This window comes from Bacillota bacterium (assembly GCA_012727955.1).
GTDB lineage: Bacteria > Bacillota > Limnochordia > DTU087 > JAAYGB01 > JAAYGB01.
This window is the reverse complement of record JAAYGB010000021.1, coordinates 32,420-58,580: the sequence shown is the minus strand read 5'-3', so window position 1 is coordinate 58,580 and position 26,161 is coordinate 32,420. Positions and strand designations below refer to the sequence as shown.

The window sequence follows — 26,161 nt, the reverse complement described above, 5'->3', positions numbered from 1 at the left end:
CATGTAACAGTCGGTGGTTCAGGCATTATTCTGAGGAAGGAGGACTTGGGATGCGACCGCGAGCGAAAAAACTCTGGGAATACCTACAGTCAAAGGTCTCCATCGGAGACAGCTGGTACGGAACCTATAGTGATCTCTCCCAAGCCACTCAATTGAGTAAGAAAGAGGTAGCCAACGCAGTCAAGGAACTGGAAGAGAATCGGTTGGTGAAGAAAATAAATCATGGTAGAGCGGGAATCCAACTGGCCTTGATTCACAGCAACCCCAGGGCCGCCGGTGACCAGATCAACAACTGCGGATGGTGCGGCACACCAGTGGAACACCCCGATTACATCTACTGCACTCACTGTGGAAAGGCGCTTCGCCCTTAGTCGGGTAAAGCGCCTCTTTGAAAAAATAGCGTAAGTCCTACCAACAGGTAAGACTCACGCCGGTTAGCAAGTTAGTGACTAGCTAGAATCTAGTCAAGTTCCTCAAAGAGATCCTTGCCCACGCCACAGTCGGGACAAACCCAATCCTCGGGGACATCCTCAAAGGCAGTACCGGGCTCGACACCGTTGTCGGGATCCCCCAATTCCGGATCGTAAATGTACCCACATACTGTGCATTCCCATTTCTTCATATGTACATCTCCTCCAACCCTGGGTTCTATAGGAATCACTACTGTACACTATTCCCCGTCTAACTTAACAATAAACCCCATTGGAAGAAAATGTTGGGAGATTTTTTAAATGGGAGCAAGTCCCAGGGCCAAGAGTTGTCGTCCCATTTCCCGCAACTTATATTTTTGCACCTTACCATTGGCGGTGAGGGGAAATTCCTCCACTATATTCACGTACCGGGGGATCTTGTATCGGGCGATTTTGCCCTGCATATAGTCTCGGATCTCTTCCGCAGTGATGTTCCGTCCCCCTCGGGTCCGAATAAAGGCCATGACTTCCTCTCCATACTTGGGATCGGGCACACCTACCACCTGAACGTCGACGATATCAGGATGGGTCAGCAGGAACTCCTCCACTTCCCGGGGATAGATATTTTCCCCTCCCCGCACGATCATATCCTTGAGCCTGCCGGTGATGACAAAATACCCATCCTCCCGCTCCATGGCCAAGTCACCGGTATGCAACCAGCGGTCCTCGTCGATTACCTGAGCCGTGGCCACCGGATCCTTGTAGTATCCCTTCATCACCAGATAACCCCGAGTACACAGCTCACCGGGCTGCCCAGGAGGCAGTTCCCGACCGGTCTCGGGATCAACGATCTTCACCTCAACTCCCGGCAAAGGCCGACCCACGGTATTTACCCGCACCTCCAGGGGATCATCGACTCTGGTCTGGGTGATCACCGGCGAGGACTCCGTCTGGCCGTAGGCAATGGTTATTTCCCTCACACCCATTCGCTCCATCACTTGGCGCATCACCGGAGCAGGACAGGTGGAACCAGCCATGATTCCCGTTCGCAGCGTGGACAAATCATACCGGTCAAAGTCCTCTAACCCCAACATGGCGATAAACATCGTTGGTACCCCGTGTACTCCGGTGCAGCGAGCCTGTTCAATGGCCTGCAGGGTGTGCACAGGATTGAAGTGATCGATTACCACCATCGCCGTTCCCTTGGTGACACAGGCCATCGTTCCCAATACCGAGCCGAAGCAGTGGAACAAAGGCACGGGGATACACAACCGGTCCTGCTCCGTCAATTGCATGCAAGCACCGATGGCATTACCATTGTTGACCAGGTTATGATGGGTCAACATCACTCCCTTGGGAAAACCCGTGGTACCAGAGGTGTACTGCATGTTGATCACATCGTCGGGAGTGAGACTGGCTGCCACCTGCTCCAATTCCTCATCGGTAATCTTGGCAGCGCCGGCCAAAAACTCATCCCACCCCACCATCCCAGCGGGCACTTCGTCGGGACCGTGTTCACTGGGCATGTAGATTAATCGCCGCAGCAAGGGCACCTGGGTGGAATGCCACTGACCGGGCTCTGCCGCAGCCAGATCAGGGCAAAGGGAGTTGACATGGGCGATATAATCAGAATCCTTAAATCCCGCCGTCAGAAACAGAGTCGTCGTGTCTGAATGGGAGAGAATGTACTCCAATTCCGATAACTGATAGTTGGTATTGACGGTCACCAAGACCGCACCCATCTGCGCCGATCCAAACTGCAGCAAGAGCCACTCCGGTGTGTTGGTGGCCCACACTGCGATGTGCTCTCCAGGTTTTACTCCCGCTGCCAAGAGTGCCTTTGCGATTTGCCGACACAAAGCGGCAAACTCTTGATAGCTCCACTGTAGATTCCGCTGCGGATAGATCACCGCGGGGCTACTGGGATATAATTGAGCAACGTGATTCAATACTTGTCCAATGGTCTTGTCTATTAGCTCCATAGAAACCTCCGTCTGGCAAATCTGCCCCTTCGCCAAATTTGCTACAAGTATATCCCAGCAGGAAGGCAGAAACAATAGAGCAGACAGGGCATTTACTCCTGGGACCAGGATTGGCTTGGGGTCTCAATATAGCACATTACCGGGCATACAACAGCGGAATCGCTATTCCCAAGAGCGCCCCGGCAAGGACTTCGTAGGGCGTGTGTCCCAGCAGCTCCTTCAACCGCTCCGGGTGCAGTTCTCTGTTCTGGTAGAAATCCACCACCATCTGGTTCAAAATCCGGGCTTGACGTCCTGCAGCCCTTCGCACCCCCGCCGCGTCGTACATTACAATTAAGGACAAGACAACGCTAATGGCAAAAAGCGTTGAATCAATCCCTTCCTTCAGTGCCACGGCAGTGGAGAGGGAGCACACCAGCGCCGAGTGGGAACTGGGCATTCCTCCCGCGCCCACCAGGCGACGCAAATCCAACTGTCTATGGCGAAAGGCATGAAGAACGGTCTTCAACACCTGAGCTACAAACCAAGCGACAAAGCAGACCTGTAAAATAGGTAGATCCTTGTTCATTAAATTCCTCCAAGCAGACAAGACGTCGTGATCTATAACATCCCGCAGGGCTAGGCATCTTACCAGGGGCAGTCCTAGCAAAAAAAGAAGTGCAGTCCATCTTCCGGCTGCACTCCTTTCATTTCTACTAATTGCGCTGGCATTCCTACCCCTTTAGAAATTGACAGGCAATTTGAGTACTCCTTTGACTGCCCGTGCCAGCCTCCTCACTCCTTCAGTGATTTCCTCCGGGGTTACTTGGGAATAGGCAAGACGAATGGTATTCTGGCCGATGTTATCGACGTGAAAGGGACCACCGCTGACATAGGCCACACCCTCTTCGATGGCCGCGGGTAACATCCTTTGCGCGTCGATGCCCGCAGGCAGCTGCAGCCAAACGAAGAAACCTCCCTCAGGCCGAGTCCAAGTACAGCCCTGGGGCATGAACCGAGCCAAAGCCTCTAGCATGGCATCCCTTCGGGCCGCGTACACCGACCGGAGCGATGCGATGTGCTCTGGCAAAACCTTGGCCTTCAGTACCTCAGCCACCAGCTTCTGGCCGTAGGAAGGGGAACACAGATCCGTTCCCTGCTTGGCAATGGTGAGTTTTCTCACCACTTCCTTGTCCCCTACCAGCCACCCAACCCGAACTCCGGGACTAAATACCTTGGAGAAGGAGCCCAAGTAGACCACTCGATTGTTTTCATCGAGGGCCTTGAGATGGGGCAGGGATTCCCCGGTAAATCTCAGCTGTCCATAGGGATTATCCTCGAGGATGATCAGGTTATATTCCTCCGCCACCCGGAGCAGTTCCTGCCGGCGGGATAGGGACAAAGTTGCTCCCGTGGGATTATGGAAGTTGGGAACTACATAGACAAACTTTACCCGTCGGCCCCGCATCCTCAGCTCCGTCAGCTTACTTTCCAAGAGATCGGTGCGGATCCCCTCTTCATCCAAGGGAATGCCAACTAGCTCCGCCTCGTAGTTATTGACCGCGGATAGCCCCCCGATATATCCGGGCATCTCCACCAGCACCACATCACCGGGATCCACCATTACCTTGGCGATCAGATCCAGTCCCTGCTGTGAGCCGCTGGTAATCAGGATGTTTTCCCAGTCACAGTCCACTCCCTCGGACTGCATCTGCTCTGCGATCAGCAACCTGAGTTCCTTCAGACCCTCGGTAGGCCCGTACTGTAGGGCCGCGGAGTTATCTTCCCGAAGCATTTTGGCGTGAATCTCTTGAATTAACTCCACGGGGAAGGTCTCTTTGGCAGGAAATCCCCCGGCAAAGGAGATTGCCTGACTTTCTTCAGCAACACTAAAGGCATCCCGGATAGCCGATGAACGCATACCCTGTGCTCGCTTCGCCCAAAACTCGTTATAGTTCATGAAATTCGGCCTCCTTATCACCCAGGTAAAATCGCTAACAAAAAAACCGCCTCTGCGCCTGCAGAGACGGCCATGACCGCGGTACCACTCTGATTGCCTATCCCCGTTGGGATAAGCCCCTCTTGGCGATGATAACGGTGTCAAACCGAGGCTGTTTTCCCGTGCTTTCCCGGTGGGAAAGCACCAGCCCAACTCAGAAGTGGCTCGCAATGAAGGGGATTAAAGCCTTGCACCCACCGGCTTCTCTCTGCAACCCACCAAACCATTGCTTCGCTTCGTCAACGCTTTTGCTGTGAAATTGGTAATTCCCAAAGACAAAAAGGCCCTTCATCCCTTTGGGACGAAAGGCCTCGTGTTACCACCCAAATTCGTTACCTTTTCGCAAAGGCAACCTCATGCAGTCTCCTCGACTGCCCTTTGTTAACGGAGTGTGCTCTCCGGGTACCTTACAGCACATCGCCTATCGGCACCGGCTCCCAGGTGGCCTTCCCAACTCATCGCCGTTGTCTTGCACCCACCGACAACTCTCTAGAGGACGGAGTGAAGTTGGTACTCTCCTGTTCAACGCCACGTTTGCTCTGTTAGATTAGCATACCAACTATTTTTGATAGTATACTACACCTACTTCAGAAGTGTCAATGGTATTTTGCAATATCTTGAATAATTATTCCTTGCCCAGTTGAACCTCCATGGCATAGGAGGAAGAGGAAATGGTGTCCCCCATCCCTACAGTGCTGACGGGATCCGGAATCACATGGGCAGGAACCACCATCACGATATGGTCCTCCATCACGGCATAGCCGGTTTCCATCAACTGTTGGGCATCCAGTCCGTGCTTTTCAGCCATTTCCTTGGCAAAGCCCTTTAGTTGAGTGTAGCCAATATCCGACAACTGGATATCCTTGGCTTCCTCCAGTTGACTGGGACCGGGATAGCCGCCATACCGCGCCTTCATCGCGTTCACTGCAGAGGCAAAGAGACAGGCTTGACGGACCTTCTCCGGTGCAATGGGGTAGTCCTTCCTGAGCAACAGCACGTAATAACCGAGGTTATGTACCTGAACCCGCTCCACCTGCATCTTTTCCAGCAGACGCAGGCCGCCCTGATACAGGGAATAGGCCCGTTCGTCCTCGGCAATGGCCTGGGATTCGGCCTCAAACCCAAACTCCGTCAAGACTCGCCGAATTTCGTTTTCATTGATGCCAAAGCTCTTGATCTCGCTGGCCACCCGCAGCAAGGTTTCCGGTTCCATTTCCGCGTACTTCATCGGTACATATTCGTAATGCAGCTTCAGGGCAGGGTTCTTACTCTTCAGCGCCCGCAGATGGTCCACGGTGTCCTGCATGAATTCTTCGTAGCTGCGGCCATCGGGATTGGTGGTGTCAACGTAATGGTAACCAGCCATAAAGGCCACTTCGCTGGAGGCACCTAATTCCGGTAAGTACTCTACCACAGGTTCCTGGAAGGACATCACGGCACCGGCCGGTCGCGTTGCCACAATCACTCGATTGGCCCGGGGAGTGACCACCTTAGCAACTCCAAAGTCTACCTCAATACCCTTGCCATACTCAAAGATCCAGTTGATCTTCGTCTCGTCCTCGGGTCGGGCCGCCTCCCGGATGGGAGCCAGTCCAAAGCCGTCATCGATCAGGGGAGTTTTCACCCGGTCATCGAAGAGACTGCTTTGCTTCGGTGACAGCAGAGCGGTATAGGCGATGGCTTCTGCCCCCAGGGCAGCCATTTGGTTGGCGATGATTCCCGCCTGTCCGCCCATACGCTCAGATTCGCCGGCAAACTGCTTGTCTAACCAGTTCATCAACTCCCGTCCCTCAAGGACGATGTGAAAGCTCTTGCCCTCTTGCATCATGTCTCGGAGGACCACGAGGAAGTCTTCCTTGGAACGGATTACCCCAACGTCTTCAACACTGCGATTTTGCACAGCTTGCATATCGATATCAGGATTGTCTTGAAGCAATCGCTGGATCTTTTCACTGGTAATGTGAGCCACCACGTCAACATTAGTATTGAAGGCTGCAAAGACGCGAAGGTTTAAATTTTCTTGACAGGCCTGCTGCAAATACCCTTGCCAGAGTTCAGTATTCAACGTATTCGACCCTCCTATATTGCTACGAAATTCACAGACTTCAATTCTCTATAAAGATTCTTCACCCTCACCACTAATCCTGCCCCGCAGGGCCTCAGGCCTTGACAAAGGTTTTTGTCACAAAGGGTGAGGTCATCAATCCCACCAGGGCCTCATAATCGGGAAGAAACTTCACCCTCTCACCTACTCTGGGAGGCATCCGTTGGCTGCTGGCTCCATCTCCTCCCATCCAGCGGAGGACCAAATGATCACTAGACACCCCAAGGAGCACCATATCCTCAGGAACCACCAAGCTCCCTGCTCCCAGGTCCTGTCGCCCCAGGGCCGAGACCACCTGGGTTTGCCCCACTGCCCCATCCCCCTCGGGGCTCTGTTTGGTCCCCACCTCAATTACCTCCGCCTCCAGCACAAAGCCATCCTGGCGCAGGGTAGGCAAGAACTGCTCCTCCACGGGATCCTTGCCCAAGAGCAAAGCCTCCCCCACCCTCACCTGGGTAACAGCCGCGCTCAAGGTCAGCAGGCCTTCCCGGTACAGTAATCCGCTGTTACCGCCGGATACAATGGCCAGTTTCTTTTCCAGGCGCCCTTCCACCAACGCCACCGCCTGCTGCAAAATCCCTTGACTAGTGGCTGAGGGTCCTGACGTCGACAAACACCCCATGTTGCACCCGATGCCTGCTAACTCTAAATTGGGAAGGGACTGGCACAGGTCCACCAGGTCCAAGAGCTCGGCCAGTTCCTTTCCTTCCCTGAGATCCCCGGCCTCTACCATTAATATAATCCTGTGCCGGGTGTGAGCTTTCCCCGCGGCTTGATCCAGGGCCTTTAGAACCACCGGCTCCGTATTGACGGAAAGGTCAGCCCACCGCACCACCGCCTCTACCTCCGACAGGGCGGGGGTACGAATTAACATCAATGGCGCGGTGATTCCAGCTTCCCGCAACCGCCGCAGATTTTCCCAGCGGGAGTCTGCCAGACCCTGGCAGCCACCGGCTAACATCGCCGACCCGATCCTGGGATTGCCCAAAGCAGCCTTGGTCACCCCATATACTTCTACCCCGTAGGCAGCAAACCAATCCACGATCACCCTAGCGTTGGCTTCGACTGCTGCAAGATTGATGCGTAAAATCGGAGGCACCTTAGGCCAGCTCCTCTTCTAACTCGATGGGCACACTATCAACCAGCTGCTCAATCAACCCCTCGGGAGTAATCCCCCGCAGCTGGCTTTCCGGTCGCAGCAGAATGCGATGGGCCAAGACCGCGGTCGCCAGAGCCTTGACGTCATCGGGAAGGACAAACTCTCGGCCCTGAAGAGCTGCCCGGGCCTGGCTGCCCCGCATTAGGGCCAAGGAAGCCCGGGGACTAGCCCCGAGGCTGACATCCCTGTGGTTTCTCGTGCTGTGAACGAGACGAACTATGTACTCCGCCACCGAGGATTCCACGTAGACCCTTCCAATCAGTGCCTGGGCCTGAAGGATATCCTCTGGCTGGACAACGGGCTTGAGGGTGGTAATGGGATGATCTTCTCTCAGGCGGGCCAAGACCTCCAGCTCTTCGGAAAAGCTGGGATAACCCAACCTAAGGCGCAGGAAGAAGCGATCCAGCTGCGCCTCCGGTAGAGGAAAGGTGCCTTCGTACTCGATGGGATTTTGCGTAGCCAACACCATGAAGGGCCGGGGTAGTTGGTGACTTACCCCGTCAACGGTAACTTGGCCCTCAGCCATGCATTCCAGGAGGCTGGCTTGGGTTCTGGGAGTGGCGCGGTTAATTTCATCGGCCAGCACTAGATTGGCGAAAATCGGACCGGGGCGAAAGCGAAAGTCCTGGTGTTTTTGATCAAAGACCGATACCCCCATCACATCGGAGGGCAAAAGATCGGGGGTAAACTGAACCCGCTGAAAAACACCGCCCCAGGAGATGGCCGCCGCCCGGGCCAGCATCGTCTTGCCCACTCCGGGAACATCCTCCAGCAGTACATGTCCCCTGCTGAGGAGGGCAACCAGCAGTAGTTCCACTGTCCTCTCTTTGCCCACAATCACCTGGGAGATGTCCCCCATGATTTTCTCTCCTAGATCTGCAATCCTTTCCGCATCTTGCCGATGCAGCCAATTATCTGGTGACCTTGTCTCTGATTCCTGCATACTAGCACCTCCATATCGCCCCAGACCTACTTCCCCGGAATGAACCCTGTAACCCTTCCTCGTCAATTGGGGTGACTGCTGTCCCTTTCCCCTTCCGCACCTTGAATCTCAGTCCAGGCCGCCTCGACCCTATCCCTCACCCCAGCCTGGGGCAGATAATAGCCATATCGTGCTTCCTGGTAGGCCTGCACAATAATCGCAACGGCGTCCTGGTACTGACTAAAAACCTGCTTCAGCCGTGATCCGTATTCCTGCGCGGTCTGATGTCTCGCCCTGGCTGCGCCATAGCTCTTGGCCCTTTTGGCTAGAGCGACAAACACATAGCGCAGATACAAACTCAGAGTCGACGGTGGACCCTGGTCCCAGGAAAACTCACCCTTGATGGGTTCTGCAGCGGTTCTTGACCGGTCCTTCAAACCCGAGGGCCTTGGGACAAGGCCCTTCAGGGTTCGCCTTCCCCACCGCAGCAAAAGGGCATAGCACCGACGAAGATGCAGGAAGATCAAGAGGGGAAGCCTCAGCAGCCCGGGCACCCGGGCGATCTCCTCGCCGATGAACATCACTACTACCGCCCCGACCATTGCCAATATTGTTCCTAGCACCAACAGAATTAGCAGAAGAAAAAGCAGCGATTCCAGCAAAGGGGCCTCAACATCCTCCGCTAGCCAAGGGGAAGGAGACTGCCCGGCCGGTGGGGCCGCAACTTCCGCCGGATTACTCCAGGTTCCCTCTAACCTGGTAATCGGTGCCAGCAGCCTCCCTAACCACTGCATCACTGCGGTGAAGGGTAGAATCGGCCAAGGACCGGGCACCAACAAACAGAAACCGACAACTCCCGTCGCGGTCACCAGCAAACCGGAAAGCCACCGGCCCGGCAAAGCTCCGTCGACCTGTACCCGACTCTCGCGCCAGATAGTTTGCAGCCGATAAAGATAGACACATCCCTGCAGGGCCAAACCAGAGGCCACAAGGAGCGCAGCGGAAAGCACCAGGCTTGGCTTCCACTCTAAAGGGAAACCGCGGCTGGCGGCAACTTCGATGGCTATCGCCCCGGCCAAAGCAAAGCAGGCCAGCCAACCCAGTACCTTCCGGGTCATCTGCCCGACAACGCTCACCCGCCCAAGGTCAGCCCGATACTGGGAAAACATCGCCTCTTGCTCCCAGGACAAATTGCCCTGGCTGTAGTCGGACTGGATATCCCGCAGGGTGCCAAGGGTGAAAAACTGCCCTCCCAAGCTGCAACCCTCAAGCCACCCGAAGGTGACCAACAGGACCGGTACATACACCTTAGACTCCCGCCACACAGCTAAAGGCGAAGGTGGCAGAGCCCCTTTACTGCCAAGGTACAACAGCAGATAGGTTCCCGCTAGGATCACAGCCAGTTCCAGGACTCTGGTGGTGACGGGAGTTCTGGCCTTGATCAGAATCGGAGTCAACCAGACACCTTCTAGAGCCGCTGCCGCAGCTGCCAGCACCACCCAAGGAGGAATCCCCAATGCCGGCAAAAAGATCTGCAGAAACTCCCGCATCACCATCACCGTCGCGGCGACGAAAATCGTCGCCAAGGCCGGCAGCACCAGTTGCTCCATCCAGTGACTTTGACGCTGGGCCAAGTACTCCATATCCCCAGCCATGACCTCCGCCTCCCTTCTTTCTCCAGGGCTAAATCACACCGCTTTGCCGCAACTGCTGCCCACGGACCTGCAGGATCTGCAGCGGCGATCCCGAGGGTCGGTGCAGCCACTGCCGGTGACTTACCCCTCCGGTAACGAAAATCTTCACCACATAACCCGACTCAACCAAGGACAAAGCGGTAGCCACCAGGGCAGCGGAATCCCCAGGGGAGACCAGCAGCAAAGTGGCTCCCCGGGGAGAACTCCGGGCCTGGTGGGCAACAAGCTGGGGAAAATCTCCAGCAGGAGCACATCGGGCCCTGGCCAGTACCTCTAAGGTTTCCATTAGATGGCTTTGCCCCTTGCCCCAAGGGATCCGCAGCCAATCCTGGGGGCTGCCTGGCAGCGATGAATTAAGGAGAAAGGTGTAGGGTTGGTCCCGCTGGCCCAGATAATAGGCCAGGGAGGCCGCGGTTTCAATGGCCAGTTCGCTATCGGTGAGCCAGGAATCCACAGAGTATTCCCGGGCATCGAGATTGAGGGCCAACAGGGTATCCGCGGTGATGGTGTGATCGAACTGTTTCACCTGAAGTTGTCCCGTCCTGGCGGTAGCCTTCCAGTGAATCGCCCGGCGGGGATCTCCCGGTTGGTAACCACGAACTCCAGCAAAACGAGAGGGATCGGGGTAAATCCTCTGCGGCGGCGGTAAAGGCCCGATGGGCGAGGTTGGATTTAGGCCCAATTCCTGCAAGGGATAAACCCTGGGATATACGATTAGCTGATGAAATAGGGCAAAGGAACGCTGGACCTGATGAAGGCCAAAATAATCTCCAGCAGTTACCGTTACCGGTCCCAGTTGATAGATTCCCCGCCGACGACCGGTCACCACATATTGGACCTGGCCAGTGGCCTTTGCCGGCAGCGACAGAACCCATTGCCGCACTGCTCCTCCTTGGATCTCTACGGGCAGATGCTCCCTTACCGACAACCAAGCAATGGGCAGCGGTGTGGGATTAGTAAGCTTCAGAGCAATACCGGTGGTATCTCCGGGAAAAAGGCGAGTTTGATCCGTCACTCGCTCTAGGCTGATCCGCTCCACCACTGCCATCAGCACCCTACCACCGATGAAGTACACCAATCCAAGGGTCAATAGGCCAAGGTAGGCAATCCGGACCGGCCACATCACTGAGATCAGCGCCAACAATACGAGATAGAGTTTCCACCAGTTCATCCCTATGCGGTACCCGTTGTTGACACCACTGACCAACGGGCCTCCTTCCCCCCTATCCCCAGGTAGCACTAAGGGGTGCCCCCAAGGACACCCCTCACTTACCTATTCCTCCTTCAGCCACCGGTTCCTTGTCGTAGGTGCTCCCTTCCTAAGGGGCCTCCTACTGGGATGCGCGCACCGACTGCAGGATCCGAAATCCCTTATCCTTAGCCAAGGTAGCGACGTTGCCGAAGAGGCTGGCCATGTGCTTCTCCATGCTCTTGGCCCCCTGCTTGGTGCGAATCACCAGACAGAGACGGCCTCCCGGCTCTAATCGCTGGTAGGCTTCTTCCACCAGAGGATAGACCACCTTTTTTCCCGCCCGAATGGGAGGATTGGTGAGAATCAGGTGATAATTTCCGGCGGGCAGGGGAGCAAAACCGTCTCCCAGAAACACCTCAGCATTGGTCACATTGTTCAGCTCTAGGTTACGCTCTGCCAAGGCCACAGCCCTGGCATTGACATCCACCAGGTGCACCATACAGGCCGGAGATTGGTCCGCGGCCACCAGTCCAATGGGACCATAGCCACAGCCAAGATCACAGATCAAACCGGAGGCGGGAAACTCCACAGTCTCAATCAACAGGCGGGTACCTTCGTCAACATGCCCTTTGGAAAACACTCCAGCATCGGTGACAAACCGATAGCTTTTTCCCCGCAGGGAGGCAGTGATCTCCCTCTCATCGGTTTTGCTTTCCGGTTGTGCAGTAAAGTAGTGTTGTGATGACATCTTAAAAGGGTAACTCCTCTTCTTCGGCGGCAGCAACCTCACCCTTGGTTCCCTTGGAACCAATGAATACCGCCCCTTCGATAATTCGATCAAAACTGCTCCAGGAGTCTCCGCTTTCGGCAGTAGCCTGGGCCAGCTCGGAAAAGTGGGCAATTTGCGCATCCATCATATCGGCTTGGTGCAGGATACAAGCTTCCACCGTCTGGGGACGCTTTGGCGAACCGTACTCTAATCTCCCGTGATGACTAACAATCATATGCAAAACTCGTTGCGCGGTCTCTTCGGGAAAGCCGGGAATTTTGGCAACAGCATCCTGGACCCAATTTGCCCCCACGATAATATGCCCCAATAGTCTTCCCACGTCGGTCATTTCGATTACACCCTGGTAGGAATACTCCCTGATCTTGCCAACATCGTGCAAGAGCACTCCCACGGCCAGAAGATCCCGGTCGACGAAGGTGGGGTACAGGGTAGCGGCGGTCCGAGCAAACTGCCAGACATTAAGGGTATGCTCAATCAGTCCTCCCAGGTAAGCCTGGTGGACGCCTTTGGCCGCCGGAGCGGTAGCAAAGGCTTCAAAGATCTCTTCGTTGCCGAAGAACACGCCGAGAAGTTGACGCAAGTAGCGGTCTTCCACGGATTTTACAAGGGCCTGAACTTCCCGCTTCATTTCTTCGATGCTCCGGCTGGTACTGGGCACTAGGTCGGCCAATCGATAACTACCCTCGACGGCCTTCTGCAAGTCGGTAATGGTCAACTGCAATTCGCCCTTAAAGCTGCCGACACTGCCACTGGCGTAGACGACATCACCGACCCGAAAACAACGGGACAGGTAATCGGCATTCTCCCAGACCTTGGCCTGCACCGTCCCACTCTTATCCTGAAGCACTAAGGAAAGAAAATTGCCGGGCTTGCGGGCAAAGGACTGCAGTTGCTTTTCCGCTACCAGGAAGAAACTGGAGAAGCCCTGTCCCTCCTGCAAATCTCGAATATACATAACCAACCTCCCGTTTACACTCCAGGCGTCAACTTACCCGTTGCACCATTTGCTGTCGCTCCCTGACCAAGGACATCAACTGGAAGAGACTGTACAAGTCCTCAACGTTATGGCGAAGGATGCCTAACATCAGCTCCGGTTTCTGCTCCACCACAAACCGATGATACAAGTCTGGAATCAAGTGTCCAGGCACATCATCTAAGCGCACCCGATTGAGCAAATATGCCTCCAAGGTGGTCAACCGGCAGTTGGGCAAGATGCCTCGATACAGCTTTCGGGCAGCGCTTAACAAGTCGATATGCAGGATCGGCTGCTGGAAGGACATTCCATAGTATTCAGCCCGAGTCCGCAGGTAAGGAGCATCAAAGCAGCGACCATTGAAACTAACCCACACTGGATACCCCTTTAAGAACTCCAGGGCTGCAGCCACCGCCGCCGCTTCCTCGTCAAAACTTCGGGCCAGGTACTGCTGGCAGGCTAACCCACCTTCCCGCTGAACCATCGTGCCGATCAAGAATAGCGGGCGAGTTCCGTTTAAGCCCGTGGTCTCCAGGTCCAGAAACACCACGTCCCCGGAGCCAAAATATCCCAAGAGGTAGTACTCATCGGCTCCGAACCGCCCTAGGTAGGCAATATCGCCATCGGCAATGGCCTGCACCAACTTCCGGGCCTGCCTCCCCCACCGCTGATGATTGACCAAGGAGCGAAGATCGGTGTATCCCTCTTCTCGCAACTTGCGGGCATTATAGGGACCTACCCCATAGAGTAACTCCAGACAGGAGTACAACTTCTGGGGATCGCCTCCGACCTCAAAGGTGCCTGAGCGGTTCTCTGTCAGGTGCAAATAGGTGCCCTGTGGGGTTGTGACAATCCGGGAACCGGGAAAATCTAGGGCCGGCTCCGGTGGAGCCAAATTCCCTGCGCCCCTAGCTGTGGTGCCCTGGGGAGCCGGCAGTCTGCACCCTTGCCTTTCCCGCAGTCGTTTCTTCAGCGACAATCCCGACACAGCCCACCAGCCTCCCCCTTAGACTACTCCCCATCAATCTCCAGTTCCTGAGCCAGTTTCACCAATTCCTGTCGAAAGGGACTATCCACATCTGCCGCCTTGAGGCCATCCTTCACAGCCTTGGCCGCCGCAGCCTCGGCCCCACTGGCCCAATAGGCTAAGGCCAAGTGGTAGTACACCTCTGGCAGGGCCTGGGGATCCAGCTGATCCTCCCCCACCGCCAGGGCTCGCTTCAACAACCGAACAGCCTCCAGATACCGCCCTTGGTGGTAGTAACCCCAACCAAGAGTATCTAAGTAGGCGGCGTTATTGGGCTCGAGACCAACGGCAGTTTCTGCTAGGGATACTGCCTTAGCGATATGGCGGTTCCCTTCGATATACAAGTAGGCCAAATTGTTATAAGCCACAGCCAGCTTCGAGTCAAGCATCAGGGCCTGCTGTAAGTGGGCCTCTGCCTTGACATCGTCGCCCAAAATCAAGTAGGCATACCCCAGGTCCAAATGAACGGCAATGTTATAGGGATCCAACTGTACTACCTTGGTAAAGGATTGGGCCATTTTGGTGAAATCGCCCTCTGCCCTGGCAGCCTGTCCTGTCTGTAGGTTAATCCGCATTTCCTCCAGCAGAGCTACTTCCAGATCCCTGCGCTCCCAATGTTGGTCCCACTCCACCTGACTTAGCTGCATCTCCATGGTTGCCATCTCCGAGGTCACTCGAATCATGGTAGGAAACCACCGGTGATCATCGTGACGGCGGAAGACCGCCACCAATTGCTCCCCCGAGGGATGGCCTACTCCGCTGAGGGTAAAGGCGGTAATTTGGCCGCTATCATCATCCCGTTGGACTAGGCTGACCTCAAGAATCTCCCGCCACTGATCGCCGCTGAGCTCATAGCGCAGAGGAACCCCCCGCTGCCAATCCAGCCATACCCGTCCAGTCCAGGGGACTACCGTTGGTTCCTGCTGTTCCCTCTGCTTAAGCACCGACGGGTCGGGAATGATATCCAAGACCAGAACGTCCTGTCCTGACCAAACCTCTCTCTGGGCCGTCAATACCAGCAGCGACCCAAGGTATTCGCCGAGACTGGCCAGCCGCACCATCGGGATGAGATAACCCACCCCTTGGGGATAGTAGAGCCAATCCCCCGATTCTCCTTTGTTGGTCCAATAGGCATATCCCAAACCGTCACTGACCACAACCCGGCGACCGGCCAGATTATCGGGACTGTAATAACTAAAGCGATACAGATCCTGGTCATAGACCTCCAAAGTTCCCGCCAGTTCCATACTCAAGGGTTCAATTTGTCCTTGGAGAGAGACAACCACATCGGCAGAGAACTGCGTTGGGAAGCTAAAGGCCCGTTGAAAGCCCGATAGCATTACCTGGATCTTGGCCAAATCCACGGGTTCCGACGGTTCCGTAAAGGACTGGGCCGCAAGAACCGTCACTGGGGCCAAGACGATAAGCAAAATCACCACCCACGACCACTGCAACCTTCTGGGCAACAGTAACACCTCATTTTCCGAGTTTCGGCTGAGACCCAAAGGGAGCATCCTGGTTTCGACATCCCCTTTGGGAACCATCCCGACTACCCTTTCAAGATTTGGTCGGTGCTGCGGAAATGCAGTTTTGCTACACTTTCTAAAATCTTCGGACCCTTGGCAGCCACCAATTTCTTGCCCGGTTCAATAATGTGCGTTGCACCCTTAGGCAGCGTCATCCCCACCTGCTTTGATAATCGCTCCAGAGTCTTGACGAAGACCGAACGGGCCAGAATCGAAGCCGCGGCCACTGCCACATCGGCTTCAGCTCGAGGCCGCTGCTGGATCTCGATCCGCCGACCCCGCCTTTGCAGGGCATCTAGTACCACTTGCTCACTGCCAAATTGGTCGATAATCGCTAAATCACAGGGGTGTTTCGCCAAGAGATTTTCAATCACCCTACCATGGGCCCAGGCCGAGAGCCGATTTAAATTGGCACACTTCCGATACAACTCATTGTACATGGCCGGTGAAATCATCACTATTTCTTGTAAGCAGGAGGCAGTAATCAGATCCGCCAGTTGGTTGACTCTCCCATCGGAGAGCCGCTTCGAGTCAGCGACTCCCGCCTGGAGCAACAGCTCCTGTTCATCGTTACTGCGAAGCATCACTCCGGCGACTACTAGATATCCGAAGTAATCACCTTTGCCTGCTTCATCGGTACCAATACGAGGAAAATGCTCACTCACTATGTAACCACAAACCCTTCTGTATGAAAACCTTTCTCCGCCTATTCCTCACTTAGACGCTGGCTTCCCTTTCTCCCCTGGCTATGGTGACTCCCGAGCTGGTACCGAGGCGATCGGCGCCGGCCCTGATCATAGCCATCGCTCCGGGATAGTCCCGAATTCCTCCGGAGGCCTTGACCTGCGCTGTATTTCCCACTACCGTCCGCATCAAGACCACGTCTTCCACCGTGGCACCACCGCCACTAAATCCCGTCGACGTCTTCACGAAGTCTGCCCCCGCGGCCGAGGCAAGAATACAGGCCGCAATCTTCTTCTCCTCCGACAACAGTCCCGACTCAATGATCACCTTAACCAAGGCCTCACCCTTGACTGCCTCCACCACGGCCTTAATGTCTTCATAGACCAGCTGGTAGTTGCCGCCTAGTAGGGCTCCGATGTTAATCACCATATCCACTTCCCTGGCGCCCTGCTCTAGGGCCTGGCGAGCTTCATAGGCCTTGACCTGGGGAAGGGTGGCGCCCAAGGGAAACCCAATTACCGTACACACCGCAACGGAGGAATTCTCCAGGCGCTTTGCGGCAACCTCGACCCAGACGGGATTAACACATACCGAGGCAAAGTCATACTCCATCGCTTCATCACACAGCTCACAAACATCTACCGCAGTGGCCTGTGGCTTCAGTAAAGTGTGATCGATCCTTTTGCACAATGAAGTTTGCCCTTCCCAGTCGGTAATGTCCCTGGGTTCTGGATTCTCCGAGGGGATATCCCTTCGTCCCAGGGAATGGAAATACTCCACCAACCCATGCCTGACCCGGAGAATCAGCTCTGCGTTCATGATTAACCTCCCCTTCTCATGGGGTAACCCTGCTCGGTACCCATTAGCTACTCTGCCAGTAAGTCAGCAATCGAAGACAACACAAAATCCGGACGGATCTCAGAACTGGCCAACATTGCCTCATCGGTAACGCCGGTCATCACCAGAGCCGATGGAATTCCGGCATTTTGCGCCATCACCATATCCGTCTCCAGACGGTCTCCCACCATGATGCAATCCTGACCGGCTACCTGGAGAGCACTGAGGGCGATGTCCACCGTGATGGGACTGGGCTTGCCAACGACCACCTCCACCTTCTTGCCGGTGACACCTTCAATGGCTCCGATCATTCCCGCCGCGTCGGGAACTTCCCCACCGGGAACGGGACAGGTCCGATCGGCATTGGTAGCAATGAGCTTAGCGCCCTTCTTCACTGCCTGCAGGGCATGATTAAGCTTGTCGTAGTGGAAGGTGCGGTCAAAGGCGATGATCACATAATCTATTTCATAGTTCACTTCGTCGGGACTGAGGGTATAGGCGATTCCTGCCCGTTCTAAATCGGTTAGCAGCGCCTGTTCTCCGATGACATAGGTCAAGGCCTTGGGGTCCCGTTTCTTCAGGTATTGGGCGAGGACGTAGGTGGAGTTGACTACCTCTTCTTCCTGGGTTGGGATTCCCAGTCGGGTCAATTTCGCCGCGTAATCGGCTCGGGTTTCCAAGGGTTTGTTCGAGAGAAAGACTACTTTCTTTCCCAACTCCCTTAGCCGCAGAATGGTCTCCCGCGCCCCAGGGATCAGCTCGTCGCCTAGGTACACTGTTCCATCGAGGTCAAAGATATATCCATCAAATAGCTGCATAGTTATCACATCCCGTCTCGTGTATCTAACTGTCCTGGTCTTTGCCACAGTTCCTTTCGACTAGTGGATACGGCAACCACTGGGCCCCCTAGGACCATATCGATATCCTGCTGGTCCCGGATCAGTCCACCGGCAATAATGGGTACCTGGACCTCCTTGGCCAAAACATCGGTCCAGTAGGGCACCACCAGTGCCGGCAGCACCTCGACGGCATCGGGTTGGGAGTTGCGGATCACCTGGATCCCAGTGCGCAGGCTCTCGGAGTCAAGGAGAAAAACCCGCTGAATTGTCAGTAACTGACACTCCTTGGCATACCTGATCAGGTGACTGCGGGTGGTGACGATGCCGTCTAACCCCACTTCCTCGGACAAAAACCGCATCCCATCGAGATCCCGTCCAATTCCGGTGGTCAAGTCCACATGGGCGAAGGTCAACAGACCATCGTCCGCCGCCCGGGAGACCAGATCCCGCAACTTAAAGATACTCCCTCCGAGGAAAAACACCGTCTGTACGCCCTTGGCAATGGCCGCTTCTACCTCAGCCGCTTCCCGCAGCCCGGCAATGATCGGAGCCTGCCGAAAATGTTGCGCCAGAGTTTGCATCCCGGCGGCACCTCCTCTCCCAATACTTCAACTTCGCCGGCAAGAACCCTGCGTCAAGGGTCCAAGGTACTCCTCTAGCCGATGTCGCTACCCCGCCGACAGAGGATTGTTTCTTGATCCGTAACCACCCAATCCACGGGAACATCGTGGACTTCCCCGGGAACCATCGGTAGCAACTGCTCTTTAAAGGCTATCCCTATCTTGCTACCGGTAACTTTTGGCAAGAAACGATCGTAATACCCAGCACCATATCCAATCCGATACCCCCGGGGGTCAAAGGCCAGTGCCGGCACGATGACGGCATCAATTTCCTGGCCTGGAATTTGGCCTTCCCTCAAGTCCGGCTCACGGACACCAAAAGTGCCAGGGCTAAGCTGCTCCCAGCCTACCACCGGCACGGCAAGTAGCTCTTTAGTTCGCGGAACGGTGAGGGGAAAGGCGACCCTCTTGCCCTGGCGCCAGGCCCAGTTAACCAACTCAGTGGTATCCACCTCACTACCCATACTGGCATAGACCATCAGCACCTTGGCCCCCTGCACTTCGGGCATGGCCAGTAAGCGAGTCACCACTTGATGACTCTTCTCTTGTCGCTCCTTGGGGCTGAGCCCATCCCGTCGAGCCAGCACCCTTTGCCGCAGCTGCCTCTTGTTTGCCGCCAAATCCCTTCACCTCTATTCCCTTACCTGCCTGCCCCTTTGCAACCGGTTTTTCTCCAAGACAAACCAGCCAATTCCCCAAAAGATGATCAGGCCTCCCAAGAGCTGTGCCCCCGTGGGGATCTCATGGAGGAAGATCATCGCCAAGATCACAGCCCCCACCGGTTCCGCCAACACCGATACCGAAACCACAGACACCGGCAAATAGGCCAAGGACCAGTTAAAGAGGGTATGTCCTAAGAGGTTGGGACCCAGGGCCAAGGCCAAGAGAATGAGATAATCCCAAAGAGAGTAACCAAAGAAGGGTACCTGGCCAAGGGCCATGATCAAAGCCGCGACCAACGCGCCGACCCCGTAGACAATGGTGACATACAAGCCTAGGGAAAGCTCACGCCGCACCACCTGCCCCAACAGCAAATATCCCGCCATGAAACCCGCGGCCACCAAGGCCAACAGATCCCCCACCAGATATTGCTGCGATGCCTGAAGATCTTGACTGCCGATAATATATCCCCCAACTAGGGTTACCGCCAGGGCGGCAATCAGCTTGGAACTGACGGGCTCCCGCCACAACAGCCACGAGATGCCTAACACAAAGAAGGGATGCAGCGTCACCAGCACCGTGGAGCTGGCGACGGTGGTCAGACGCAGGGATTGAAACCAGGTATAGTAATGCAGCGCCAAGAACACTCCCGACAGTGCCGCCAAGGCAAAGTTCTTCCCTTGGGCCGTTAGCTGTCCCTCCCGGCGATACCGCCGCACCTCACTGCAGCAGACCGGAACTAGGACCACAGCAGAAAAGAAAAGACGGTAGAAGGCAACGGCAATGGGAGACACATCGGTAAGCCGCACCAAAACGGCAGCAAAGGAAACAGCAGCCACTGCCAGGATTAGAGCCCCATAGGCAAGGCGGGATCCACCCCGGAGGTCTACCGTTTCCTTTGCTGATTGGATATCAATGTCATTGTTCAAACTCATCGCCTCAGCTATTGCCCCTTGGGCAGCACCAAAGACACCGCCATGTTATCCGGGGCAAAATGTTGTTTCAGGCGTTGTTCCCCATCTTCAGGCGTAATTCCTTCTAGGACACTGAGGTAGTCGAACAAAGACGTGCCCCGGAAGTGGTAGCGAATGTAATTGTTGGCGATAAATTCCAGGGAATCAAAGGCCTGAAGAAATTCGCCGATGGCTTGCCGCTTCACCCGCAGGAAGGCATCGTGGTCAAAGCCCCGAGCCAACTTATCCTCAAGGTCCCCTTTGATCTTTTCGATTAATCCCTCCGGGTCGGTGGTTTCCCCGCCTAACATGGTAAACCCATATTGGGGTTCGGCGGTGTAGAAGGCACCAAAACCGTCATCGATGAGACCGGCCTCATAAAGTTCGGTGTACAGACTTGAGGTGGGCCCAAACACCACCTTGTGCAAAAGGTTAGTAACCACCGTCTGGCGCAGCAGCTCAAGCCCTTCTCCCGGGGAATTATCCTTCAGCCCCAGGTACACCAGGGGCCTTGACACCACCATCTCTTCGATAATCCGCTCCTGGTTAATCTCGTCGGGCTCTTCGGGATAAATCCGCTCAATTCCCTGATCCAAGGGGTTTTCCGGTTGACGCACATGGGCTGCAGCTAGTTCTACCACTGCCTGGGGATTCACATCCCCGATGACAAACAAAGCCATATTCCCGGGATGGTAGAAGGTGCGGTAACATAGCAACAGATCCTCTTTGGTGATCTGATAGATGGACTCGACGGTGCCCCCCACCTCAATGCGCACGGGATTTTTTTGATACAGGGCCTGCAGCAGGTTGGAGTAAACTCGGCGACCGGGACTGTCGGCATACATTCTCAATTCCTGCTCGATAATCCCCTTCTCCTTGGCCACATTGGCATCGGTGAGATAGGGGGTTTGGACAAACTCCAGCAAGGTTACCAGGGCTTCGGTAAACATATCGGTACCGGAAAAGAGGTACGAGGTAATGGTGTTGCTGGTGTAGGCGTTGGCCGCGGCCCCCAGTTCGGCAAAGCGATCGAAGACCGGCCGGTCCTCTGATTCAAACAACTTATGCTCCAGGAAATGGGCTATGCCGTCGGGCACCTTCACCCTTTGTCCAGTGCTGGGGTCGACAAATTCGCTGTCGATGGCTCCGTATTTCGTGGAGTACACCGCGTACTTTTTCTGAAACCCCGGCCGGGGCAGAACAAAGACCTCTAGACCCTGGGGCAGTTTGCAGTAGTGAAGGGTTTCCTGAAGATGAGTATTACTGAGGGTTGATATTTTCACCCTTTTCCCTCCCCTCTTGATTGGTCAAACAATACACTGTATCCAGTAGGAACCGCTGGGCGGCGGCCACCGCCTCATCCTTGGTGACGGACTCAATTCCCCTCACCATCTCGTCAATGGAAAGGATCTTGCCTCTAACGATGCCCGCGACCGTTCGGTCAATTACCAACCCCGCGGAATCACCCGCGGACTTCAGCTGGTTGATCAATCCCTTCTTCGTGGCCGACAGCTCAGCTTCCGTAATCTCTCCCCCTTGGAGAGAGGCCACCTGGTCTGTGATGATCTCCACTGCCCGGCGGTAATTCTGGGGATCGATCCCAGCAGTAGCTACCAAGGTACCCTTGGTGGTATTGAGATTTGATGAGGCATAATAAGCTAGGCTGGCCTTCTCCCGCACATTGACAAACAACTTAGAATGGGGAAAGCCCCCCAAAATCCCGTTGGCCACCAGGGCAGCAAAGTAGAGGGGATCCGCCACAGTGATCCCGGTCCGATACCCTAAGAGCAATATCGCTTGGTTAATGGGCTGGTGCTCGATTACTTCCTTGACTTCGGCCACGGTGGATTTGACCACCGCCGGAGGAATCGATTCCGTGGTTCCGGTCCGGGGAGGAAGCAATGGAAGCAGTAGGTCCACCACCTCATCGGCCTGGATATCGCCGACGACAAACACATTGATCGGTGCCGTACCCCTGACCCTTTGCCAATGTTCAGTCAAACTGGAGCTAGTAACCACCTCCAGTTCTTCAATGGTTCCATATTTATAGCGGGACGCAGCTTCCGTGGCGTACATCGCTTCGTTAAATCTTTGGTGAGCGTATCCCCGTTTGTCGTTGATCACTGCGGCAATCCGCTGACGCATCAAGGCCTTTTCCTGATCAAGATATTCATCAATAAATTGGCCCCGCTCCATGCGGGGATAAAAGGCCAACTGGGCTGCCATGGATAAGGCTGCCGCTAGTAAACCAGGCTCGGAAACATATTTGGGATTTACCGTCAACACCTCAGTGGTGATCAGCTGCTGCTCACCGATCTTCATCACGTCGGAACCATGGCGGGTCCCGTAGAGATCCGCCATCCGCAGGGCGATCTCTCTAGTGGTACCCCACTGCTCCGTTCCCCGGGCATTGACAAAGGGCAGCAGCGCCGATGCTGCCGTGTTATCGGCCAGATGGCGATGCAAAACAATCTTGATGCTGACATTTTTGAACTTCGGCGTGGGCCATACCCACAATTTCACCCCATCCTGTAACTGGTGGGACACAAATCCCATCTTAGTTTTCACCCTTTCTTCTACCACGACCACAAACCCAAGGGGTAACTGCTCACACCCACCAACGGCGGTTCATAAATTAAAGTGAGCACAAATTCACCATCAGCTTTGCTCGGACTAGGAGGAATTTTTATGACTGAGTCCTATCAACTGCTTCGGCAAGCCAGAGACCTGTTGCAGGAGGAAGTCAGACAGCTGCAGGAGACCATCGAAAGCAAACAGGCCAAACTCGATCAGTTAAACCGCCTAGTGCACGGGTCAGCTACGCCATCACCGAAGCTGACCATTAGCGAAGTGATCATCCAAATTTTGCAAGACTCGCCGACTCCTTTATCGGCTAAGGAAATATGCAGTAAAGTTCGCGAGATGGGGGTTCGGCAAAAGGCCACCAACCCTCATAATAGTATTCTTGCCCTACTTCACCATCTAAAAAAACATCCGGACTCACAGGTTTGTCAGGATCAAGACAAACGTTGGTACTGGAAGGGAGCCGCCTCCGATCACCAATCTCCTACCGATGCCAACGACTAAGCAGCCGATTGAGCCACCCCCGCTGGAGGGTAATGGCGGCATGGGGACACAGCTCCTGACAACAATAGCAGCGAATGCAGCTTTGGTAATCAATGACGGCGACATCCTTCATGGTAATCGCCCCAGGGGGACAATGGCGCTCACAGATGCGGCAGCTTTGACACAACTCAGGCTCCACCACCGGTTGGGCAAAGGCATAGGCCTGGAGCCAACGATGCAGCAGTGGCGGAAGACCTCTAATGGAAGTATGGGTCCCCGACACGGTTTGAAAATCATCCTGTTTCAGTTGTGAGATTGAGGCGCCGACCACATCAATAAACTTAGGGTTGGCCCGCCCCACTCCCCTCTCCTCGGCAAGGCGCAATGGGACAATGGATAAGGGATCTACTCCGATTAACTGACAGGCAACGGCATCGGCAGCCACCCCGTCCCTACTGACGATCAAGGCCCCCAACTTCTTTGGCTGCCCGTTGCGAGGTCCCGGCCCCTCCATGGCAACGATACCATCGATTACCGCTAATTGGGGGCTAATGCGTTGATACAAGTCCACCAACATCCCGGAGAAGTCCTCAATCTCACGAAACCGCAGATGCAGCTGCGCCTTAAAGGTCCCGGGAATGCAGCCGTAGAGATTTTTCACCGCCCCGGTGTAGCCGGTAAGGCCGTGGGTCTTCAGCTTAGCACAAGTCACAACGGCATCCGCGGCCAAGACCCTTCGGCTGATGGGCAAGCGCTTGACCACCGCACCCTTCGGACAAGCTGCTTCCTCTGGCTCCGTCAAATCCAACAACTGTGCCCCTCGACTGGCGCAGACCTCCGTCAAGCCAAGGCGTGCCGCCACCTTGACTCCAGACCCGATCCCAGGGCTGTCTCCTACCCATACCTCCCTGGCTCCCCTTCCCAGAGTATCAATCACCGCGCCAACCACTTCCGGATGGGTACAGACGGCCTGTTCCGGAGTGGAAGCCGTCAGGAGATTGGGCTTAATGAGAAGGCGCTGACCGGCAAAGGGCTGGGAGGGTATTCCCAGCAGATCCATCCCTTCCTGCATTGCAGTCTTTACCTTCGTCGGCGAGTAATCATCGACGGGGATCAGGGCTACTTTGGCCCTTGGTTCGGTGCTCAGCAAAACAACTCCTCCCTTTCTTCGGCCAATCAACACCGGGCATATTCGCCGCCCGGATCAGTCACCATATAGTCAGAGAAATTTCCCACCTTAAGGCTTGTGCAATTCCTAGTGTTGTAGTATACTTTGATGGAAGAGGCATCTATTGGATGTCCTCTGTGGTCAAGGAGGTGGCATTGTGAAGGAAAAGGTAGTTGACATTCTGGATAGAATCCGTCCCAGCTTGCAGGCCGACGGTGGAGACGTGGAACTGGTTAACGTATCCGACGACGGCATCGTTCAGGTCCGCCTCGTAGGTGCCTGCGCCGGTTGCCCGATGTCGCAAATAACTTTGAAAAATGGAATTGAGCGCATTCTCAAGGAGCACGTTCCCGAGGTAGTGAGCGTCGAAGCGGTTTAATGGACTCATTGAGCATGCGGCTTTAAGGGGCGGATTCTTCCGTCCCTTTTTGCCTTCAGCAAAGGTTTTGGCCAGTTCTCGCTGACAGGGTGGTGGCAACCGATGAACAGCAGCAGTTCCAGGATCCTAAAAACCAAGATCATAGAATTTGCCCAAAGCTGCGGCTTCGATCTAATTGGATTTACCGACGCCCAACCCTTTGTCCGCAGCTTCCAGGTGATGGAGCAGCGGGTCAAGGCGGGAATCTACCCCCAGGGACTGGCGGAATCGGACCTGCGGCTTCGTACAGAGCCCCAGCGGATCTTGCCTGGAGCCAAGACCATCATTTCCTTGGCGGTATCCTATGCCACCATCGAACCTCCCAGCCCCCCGGAGGATTCCCTACAGGGAGTTTTGTCCCGGTACGCCTGGGGCCAGGATTATCATCACGTGCTTCGGCCCCGGCTGGAAAAGCTGGCCGCCTTTATCGAGAATCTAGGAACCTATCGTTGTGTATTCATGAGCGATACCGGACCTTTAAGTGATCGCGCCGCGGCCAACCGAGCGGGATTGGGAGTCTTTGGCTGGAACTCCGCCTTGATTACCCCCGACTACGGATCCTGGGTCTTCTTGGCGGAAATCATCACCGATCTGGCGCTGCCTCCCGACCCACCCCAGGAGGGAACCTGCCGACAATGCGGCCGCTGCCACGAGGCCTGTCCCACCGGAGCCATTGAGGCGCCCTACAGGGTTAACCCCTTTAAGTGCCTATCCTACCTCACCCAAATGAAATCCCCCATTCCCGAGAAGTTCCGGGCAAGCATGGGACGACGGCTCTTTGGCTGCGATACCTGTCAAGCAGTCTGTCCCCACAACAGGGCCGCCCTTCGGGGCAACCACAAGGAGTTTGAGCCCGGTCCGGCGGGCCCAACCCCGGATCTAGGGGCAATACTTACCATGTCCAAGAAGGAGTTTGCTGCCGCCTACGGCCAGACGGCCGCCAGTTGGCGGGGACGTCGGGTACTGCAGCGCAACGCGGCCATCGTCCTTGGGAATACCAGATTACCCCAGGCCGTCGAGCCCCTGGCCCATGCCCTCCAGGATCCCAAACCCCAGGTGCAAGAGGCTGCCCTGTGGGCTCTAAAACAGATCAACACAAAGGCCGCTCGCAGCTTGATCGCAAGCTATCACGAGCGACCTGAAAGGTAACTGTTATCTT

The 26,161-nt window shown here is 55.4% G+C and carries 26 protein-coding genes and 1 other annotated feature; of the genes, 4 read left to right on the top strand and 22 right to left on the bottom strand.

Features of this window, described 5'->3' with window-relative positions:
* The first annotated feature begins 50 nt into the window (after nucleotides 1-50).
* Nucleotides 51-371, top strand: coding sequence for a hypothetical protein (locus GX030_04530; protein NLV91647.1), 321 nt, complete (start codon nucleotides 51-53; stop codon nucleotides 369-371).
* 89 nt (nucleotides 372-460) lie between these two features.
* Here GX030_04530 and GX030_04525 read toward each other — a convergent pair whose 3' ends face one another.
* The 21 genes from GX030_04525 to GX030_04425 all read right to left on the bottom strand — a co-directional run bounded on the left by GX030_04525 (nucleotide 461) and on the right by GX030_04425 (nucleotide 22,918).
* Nucleotides 461-622, bottom strand: coding sequence for a rubredoxin (locus GX030_04525; protein NLV91646.1), 162 nt, complete (start codon nucleotides 620-622; stop codon nucleotides 461-463).
* 105 nt (nucleotides 623-727) lie between these two features.
* Nucleotides 728-2,392, bottom strand: a complete 1,665-nt coding sequence (locus GX030_04520; GenBank protein ID NLV91645.1) for an AMP-binding protein — start codon at nucleotides 2,390-2,392, stop codon at nucleotides 728-730.
* Between the two features lie 136 nt (nucleotides 2,393-2,528).
* A complete protein-coding gene (locus GX030_04515; GenBank protein ID NLV91644.1) occupies nucleotides 2,529-2,981 on the bottom strand; it encodes a divergent PAP2 family protein in 453 nt (150 codons plus the stop codon).
* 132 nt (nucleotides 2,982-3,113) lie between these two features.
* Nucleotides 3,114-4,331, bottom strand: a complete 1,218-nt coding sequence (locus GX030_04510) for a PLP-dependent aminotransferase family protein (GenBank protein NLV91643.1) — start codon at nucleotides 4,329-4,331, stop codon at nucleotides 3,114-3,116.
* A gap of 333 nt (nucleotides 4,332-4,664) precedes the next feature.
* Nucleotides 4,665-4,905 (bottom strand) — a binding site (T-box leader).
* Between the two features lie 90 nt (nucleotides 4,906-4,995).
* Entirely contained in the window at nucleotides 4,996-6,435 is a 1,440-nt protein-coding gene (locus GX030_04505) for a hypothetical protein (GenBank protein ID NLV91642.1), read from the bottom strand.
* 94 nt (nucleotides 6,436-6,529) lie between these two features.
* Nucleotides 6,530-7,573 carry an alanine/ornithine racemase family PLP-dependent enzyme gene (locus GX030_04500; GenBank protein ID NLV91641.1) on the bottom strand — a complete coding sequence of 348 codons (1,044 nt, stop codon included), beginning with the start codon at nucleotides 7,571-7,573 and terminating at the stop codon, nucleotides 6,530-6,532.
* A gap of 1 nt (nucleotide 7,574) precedes the next feature.
* The gene (locus GX030_04495) at nucleotides 7,575-8,576 is read right to left on the bottom strand and encodes a MoxR family ATPase (GenBank protein ID NLV91640.1); all 1,002 of its coding nucleotides are present in this window, start codon (nucleotides 8,574-8,576) and stop codon (nucleotides 7,575-7,577) included.
* A 62-nt stretch (nucleotides 8,577-8,638) separates the two neighbouring features.
* Nucleotides 8,639-10,210: a DUF4129 domain-containing protein gene (locus GX030_04490; GenBank protein ID NLV91639.1), complete on the bottom strand. Its 1,572-nt coding sequence runs from the start codon at nucleotides 10,208-10,210 to the stop codon at nucleotides 8,639-8,641.
* Between the two features lie 28 nt (nucleotides 10,211-10,238).
* A complete protein-coding gene (locus GX030_04485) occupies nucleotides 10,239-11,456 on the bottom strand; it encodes a DUF58 domain-containing protein (GenBank protein ID NLV91638.1) in 1,218 nt (405 codons plus the stop codon).
* 124 nt (nucleotides 11,457-11,580) lie between these two features.
* Entirely contained in the window at nucleotides 11,581-12,189 is a 609-nt protein-coding gene (locus GX030_04480) for a class I SAM-dependent methyltransferase (protein ID NLV91637.1), read from the bottom strand.
* A gap of 1 nt (nucleotide 12,190) precedes the next feature.
* Nucleotides 12,191-13,186 carry a CRISPR-associated endonuclease Cas3'' gene (locus GX030_04475; GenBank protein NLV91636.1) on the bottom strand — a complete coding sequence of 332 codons (996 nt, stop codon included), beginning with the start codon at nucleotides 13,184-13,186 and terminating at the stop codon, nucleotides 12,191-12,193.
* Between the two features lie 28 nt (nucleotides 13,187-13,214).
* On the bottom strand, nucleotides 13,215-14,192 hold the full coding sequence (locus GX030_04470) for a hypothetical protein (protein ID NLV91635.1): 978 nt from the start codon (nucleotides 14,190-14,192) through the stop codon (nucleotides 13,215-13,217).
* 23 nt (nucleotides 14,193-14,215) lie between these two features.
* Nucleotides 14,216-15,697 (bottom strand): hypothetical protein, encoded by a 1,482-nt coding sequence (locus GX030_04465; protein ID NLV91634.1) that lies wholly within the window; start codon nucleotides 15,695-15,697, stop codon nucleotides 14,216-14,218.
* 83 nt (nucleotides 15,698-15,780) lie between these two features.
* On the bottom strand, nucleotides 15,781-16,425 hold the full coding sequence (gene rnhC, locus GX030_04460; protein NLV91633.1) for a ribonuclease HIII: 645 nt from the start codon (nucleotides 16,423-16,425) through the stop codon (nucleotides 15,781-15,783).
* Nucleotides 16,426-16,474: 49 nt separating this feature from the next.
* Nucleotides 16,475-17,260, bottom strand: coding sequence for a deoxyribose-phosphate aldolase (gene deoC / locus GX030_04455; GenBank protein ID NLV91632.1), 786 nt, complete (start codon nucleotides 17,258-17,260; stop codon nucleotides 16,475-16,477).
* A gap of 47 nt (nucleotides 17,261-17,307) precedes the next feature.
* Nucleotides 17,308-18,096, bottom strand: a complete 789-nt coding sequence (locus tag GX030_04450) for an HAD-IIA family hydrolase (protein NLV91631.1) — start codon at nucleotides 18,094-18,096, stop codon at nucleotides 17,308-17,310.
* 5 nt (nucleotides 18,097-18,101) lie between these two features.
* Complete coding sequence (locus GX030_04445) at nucleotides 18,102-18,698, bottom strand: glycerol-3-phosphate responsive antiterminator (protein ID NLV91630.1); 597 nt, start codon at nucleotides 18,696-18,698, stop codon at nucleotides 18,102-18,104.
* Nucleotides 18,699-18,772: 74 nt separating this feature from the next.
* Nucleotides 18,773-19,357 (bottom strand): 5-formyltetrahydrofolate cyclo-ligase, encoded by a 585-nt coding sequence (locus GX030_04440; GenBank protein ID NLV91629.1) that lies wholly within the window; start codon nucleotides 19,355-19,357, stop codon nucleotides 18,773-18,775.
* A 12-nt stretch (nucleotides 19,358-19,369) separates the two neighbouring features.
* Entirely contained in the window at nucleotides 19,370-20,326 is a 957-nt protein-coding gene (locus tag GX030_04435; GenBank protein ID NLV91628.1) for a DMT family transporter, read from the bottom strand.
* Between the two features lie 14 nt (nucleotides 20,327-20,340).
* Nucleotides 20,341-21,627 (bottom strand): insulinase family protein, encoded by a 1,287-nt coding sequence (locus GX030_04430; protein NLV91627.1) that lies wholly within the window; start codon nucleotides 21,625-21,627, stop codon nucleotides 20,341-20,343.
* Entirely contained in the window at nucleotides 21,611-22,918 is a 1,308-nt protein-coding gene (locus tag GX030_04425) for an insulinase family protein (protein NLV91626.1), read from the bottom strand. Before GX030_04425 ends, GX030_04430 begins: the two co-directional genes overlap by 17 nt.
* 120 nt (nucleotides 22,919-23,038) lie before the next feature.
* Here GX030_04425 and GX030_04420 point away from each other — a divergent pair, with 120 nt between their 5' ends.
* Nucleotides 23,039-23,437 carry a hypothetical protein gene (locus GX030_04420; GenBank protein NLV91625.1) on the top strand — a complete coding sequence of 133 codons (399 nt, stop codon included), beginning with the start codon at nucleotides 23,039-23,041 and terminating at the stop codon, nucleotides 23,435-23,437.
* Here the strand turns inward: GX030_04420 and GX030_04415 are convergent.
* Nucleotides 23,418-24,566, bottom strand: coding sequence for a DUF362 domain-containing protein (locus GX030_04415; GenBank protein NLV91624.1), 1,149 nt, complete (start codon nucleotides 24,564-24,566; stop codon nucleotides 23,418-23,420). The genes GX030_04420 and GX030_04415 overlap by 20 nt on opposite strands.
* Nucleotides 24,567-24,741: 175 nt before the next feature.
* Between GX030_04415 and GX030_04410 the strand changes: the two genes are divergently transcribed.
* Both GX030_04410 and queG read left to right on the top strand, forming a co-directional pair.
* Entirely contained in the window at nucleotides 24,742-24,963 is a 222-nt protein-coding gene (locus GX030_04410; protein NLV91623.1) for a NifU family protein, read from the top strand.
* A gap of 102 nt (nucleotides 24,964-25,065) precedes the next feature.
* Entirely contained in the window at nucleotides 25,066-26,151 is a 1,086-nt protein-coding gene (gene queG, locus GX030_04405) for a tRNA epoxyqueuosine(34) reductase QueG (protein NLV91622.1), read from the top strand.
* Nucleotides 26,152-26,161 lie beyond the last annotated feature (10 nt).

Bases quoted from the DNA above. Each gene is read 5' to 3' on its own strand.
- GX030_04490 (NLV91639.1), bottom strand. From the start codon at position 10,210: ATGGCTGGGGATATGGAGTACTTGGCCCAGCGTCAAAGTCACTGGATG.
- GX030_04480 (NLV91637.1), bottom strand. From the start codon at position 12,189: ATGTCATCACAACACTACTTTACTGCACAACCGGAAAGCAAAACCGAT.
- GX030_04450 (NLV91631.1), bottom strand. From the start codon at position 18,096: ATGCAGCTATTTGATGGATATATCTTTGACCTCGATGGAACAGTGTAC.
- GX030_04420 (NLV91625.1), top strand. From the start codon at position 23,039: ATGACTGAGTCCTATCAACTGCTTCGGCAAGCCAGAGACCTGTTGCAG.
- GX030_04475 (NLV91636.1), bottom strand. From the start codon at position 13,186: ATGTATATTCGAGATTTGCAGGAGGGACAGGGCTTCTCCAGTTTCTTC.
- GX030_04495 (NLV91640.1), bottom strand. From the start codon at position 8,576: ATGCAGGAATCAGAGACAAGGTCACCAGATAATTGGCTGCATCGGCAA.
- GX030_04525 (NLV91646.1), bottom strand. From the start codon at position 622: ATGAAGAAATGGGAATGCACAGTATGTGGGTACATTTACGATCCGGAA.
- GX030_04445 (NLV91630.1), bottom strand. From the start codon at position 18,698: ATGCAAACTCTGGCGCAACATTTTCGGCAGGCTCCGATCATTGCCGGG.
- deoC (NLV91632.1), bottom strand. From the start codon at position 17,260: ATGAACGCAGAGCTGATTCTCCGGGTCAGGCATGGGTTGGTGGAGTAT.
- queG (NLV91622.1), top strand. From the start codon at position 25,066: ATGAACAGCAGCAGTTCCAGGATCCTAAAAACCAAGATCATAGAATTT.
- GX030_04530 (NLV91647.1), top strand. From the start codon at position 51: ATGCGACCGCGAGCGAAAAAACTCTGGGAATACCTACAGTCAAAGGTC.
- GX030_04510 (NLV91643.1), bottom strand. From the start codon at position 4,331: ATGAACTATAACGAGTTTTGGGCGAAGCGAGCACAGGGTATGCGTTCA.
- GX030_04520 (NLV91645.1), bottom strand. From the start codon at position 2,392: ATGGAGCTAATAGACAAGACCATTGGACAAGTATTGAATCACGTTGCT.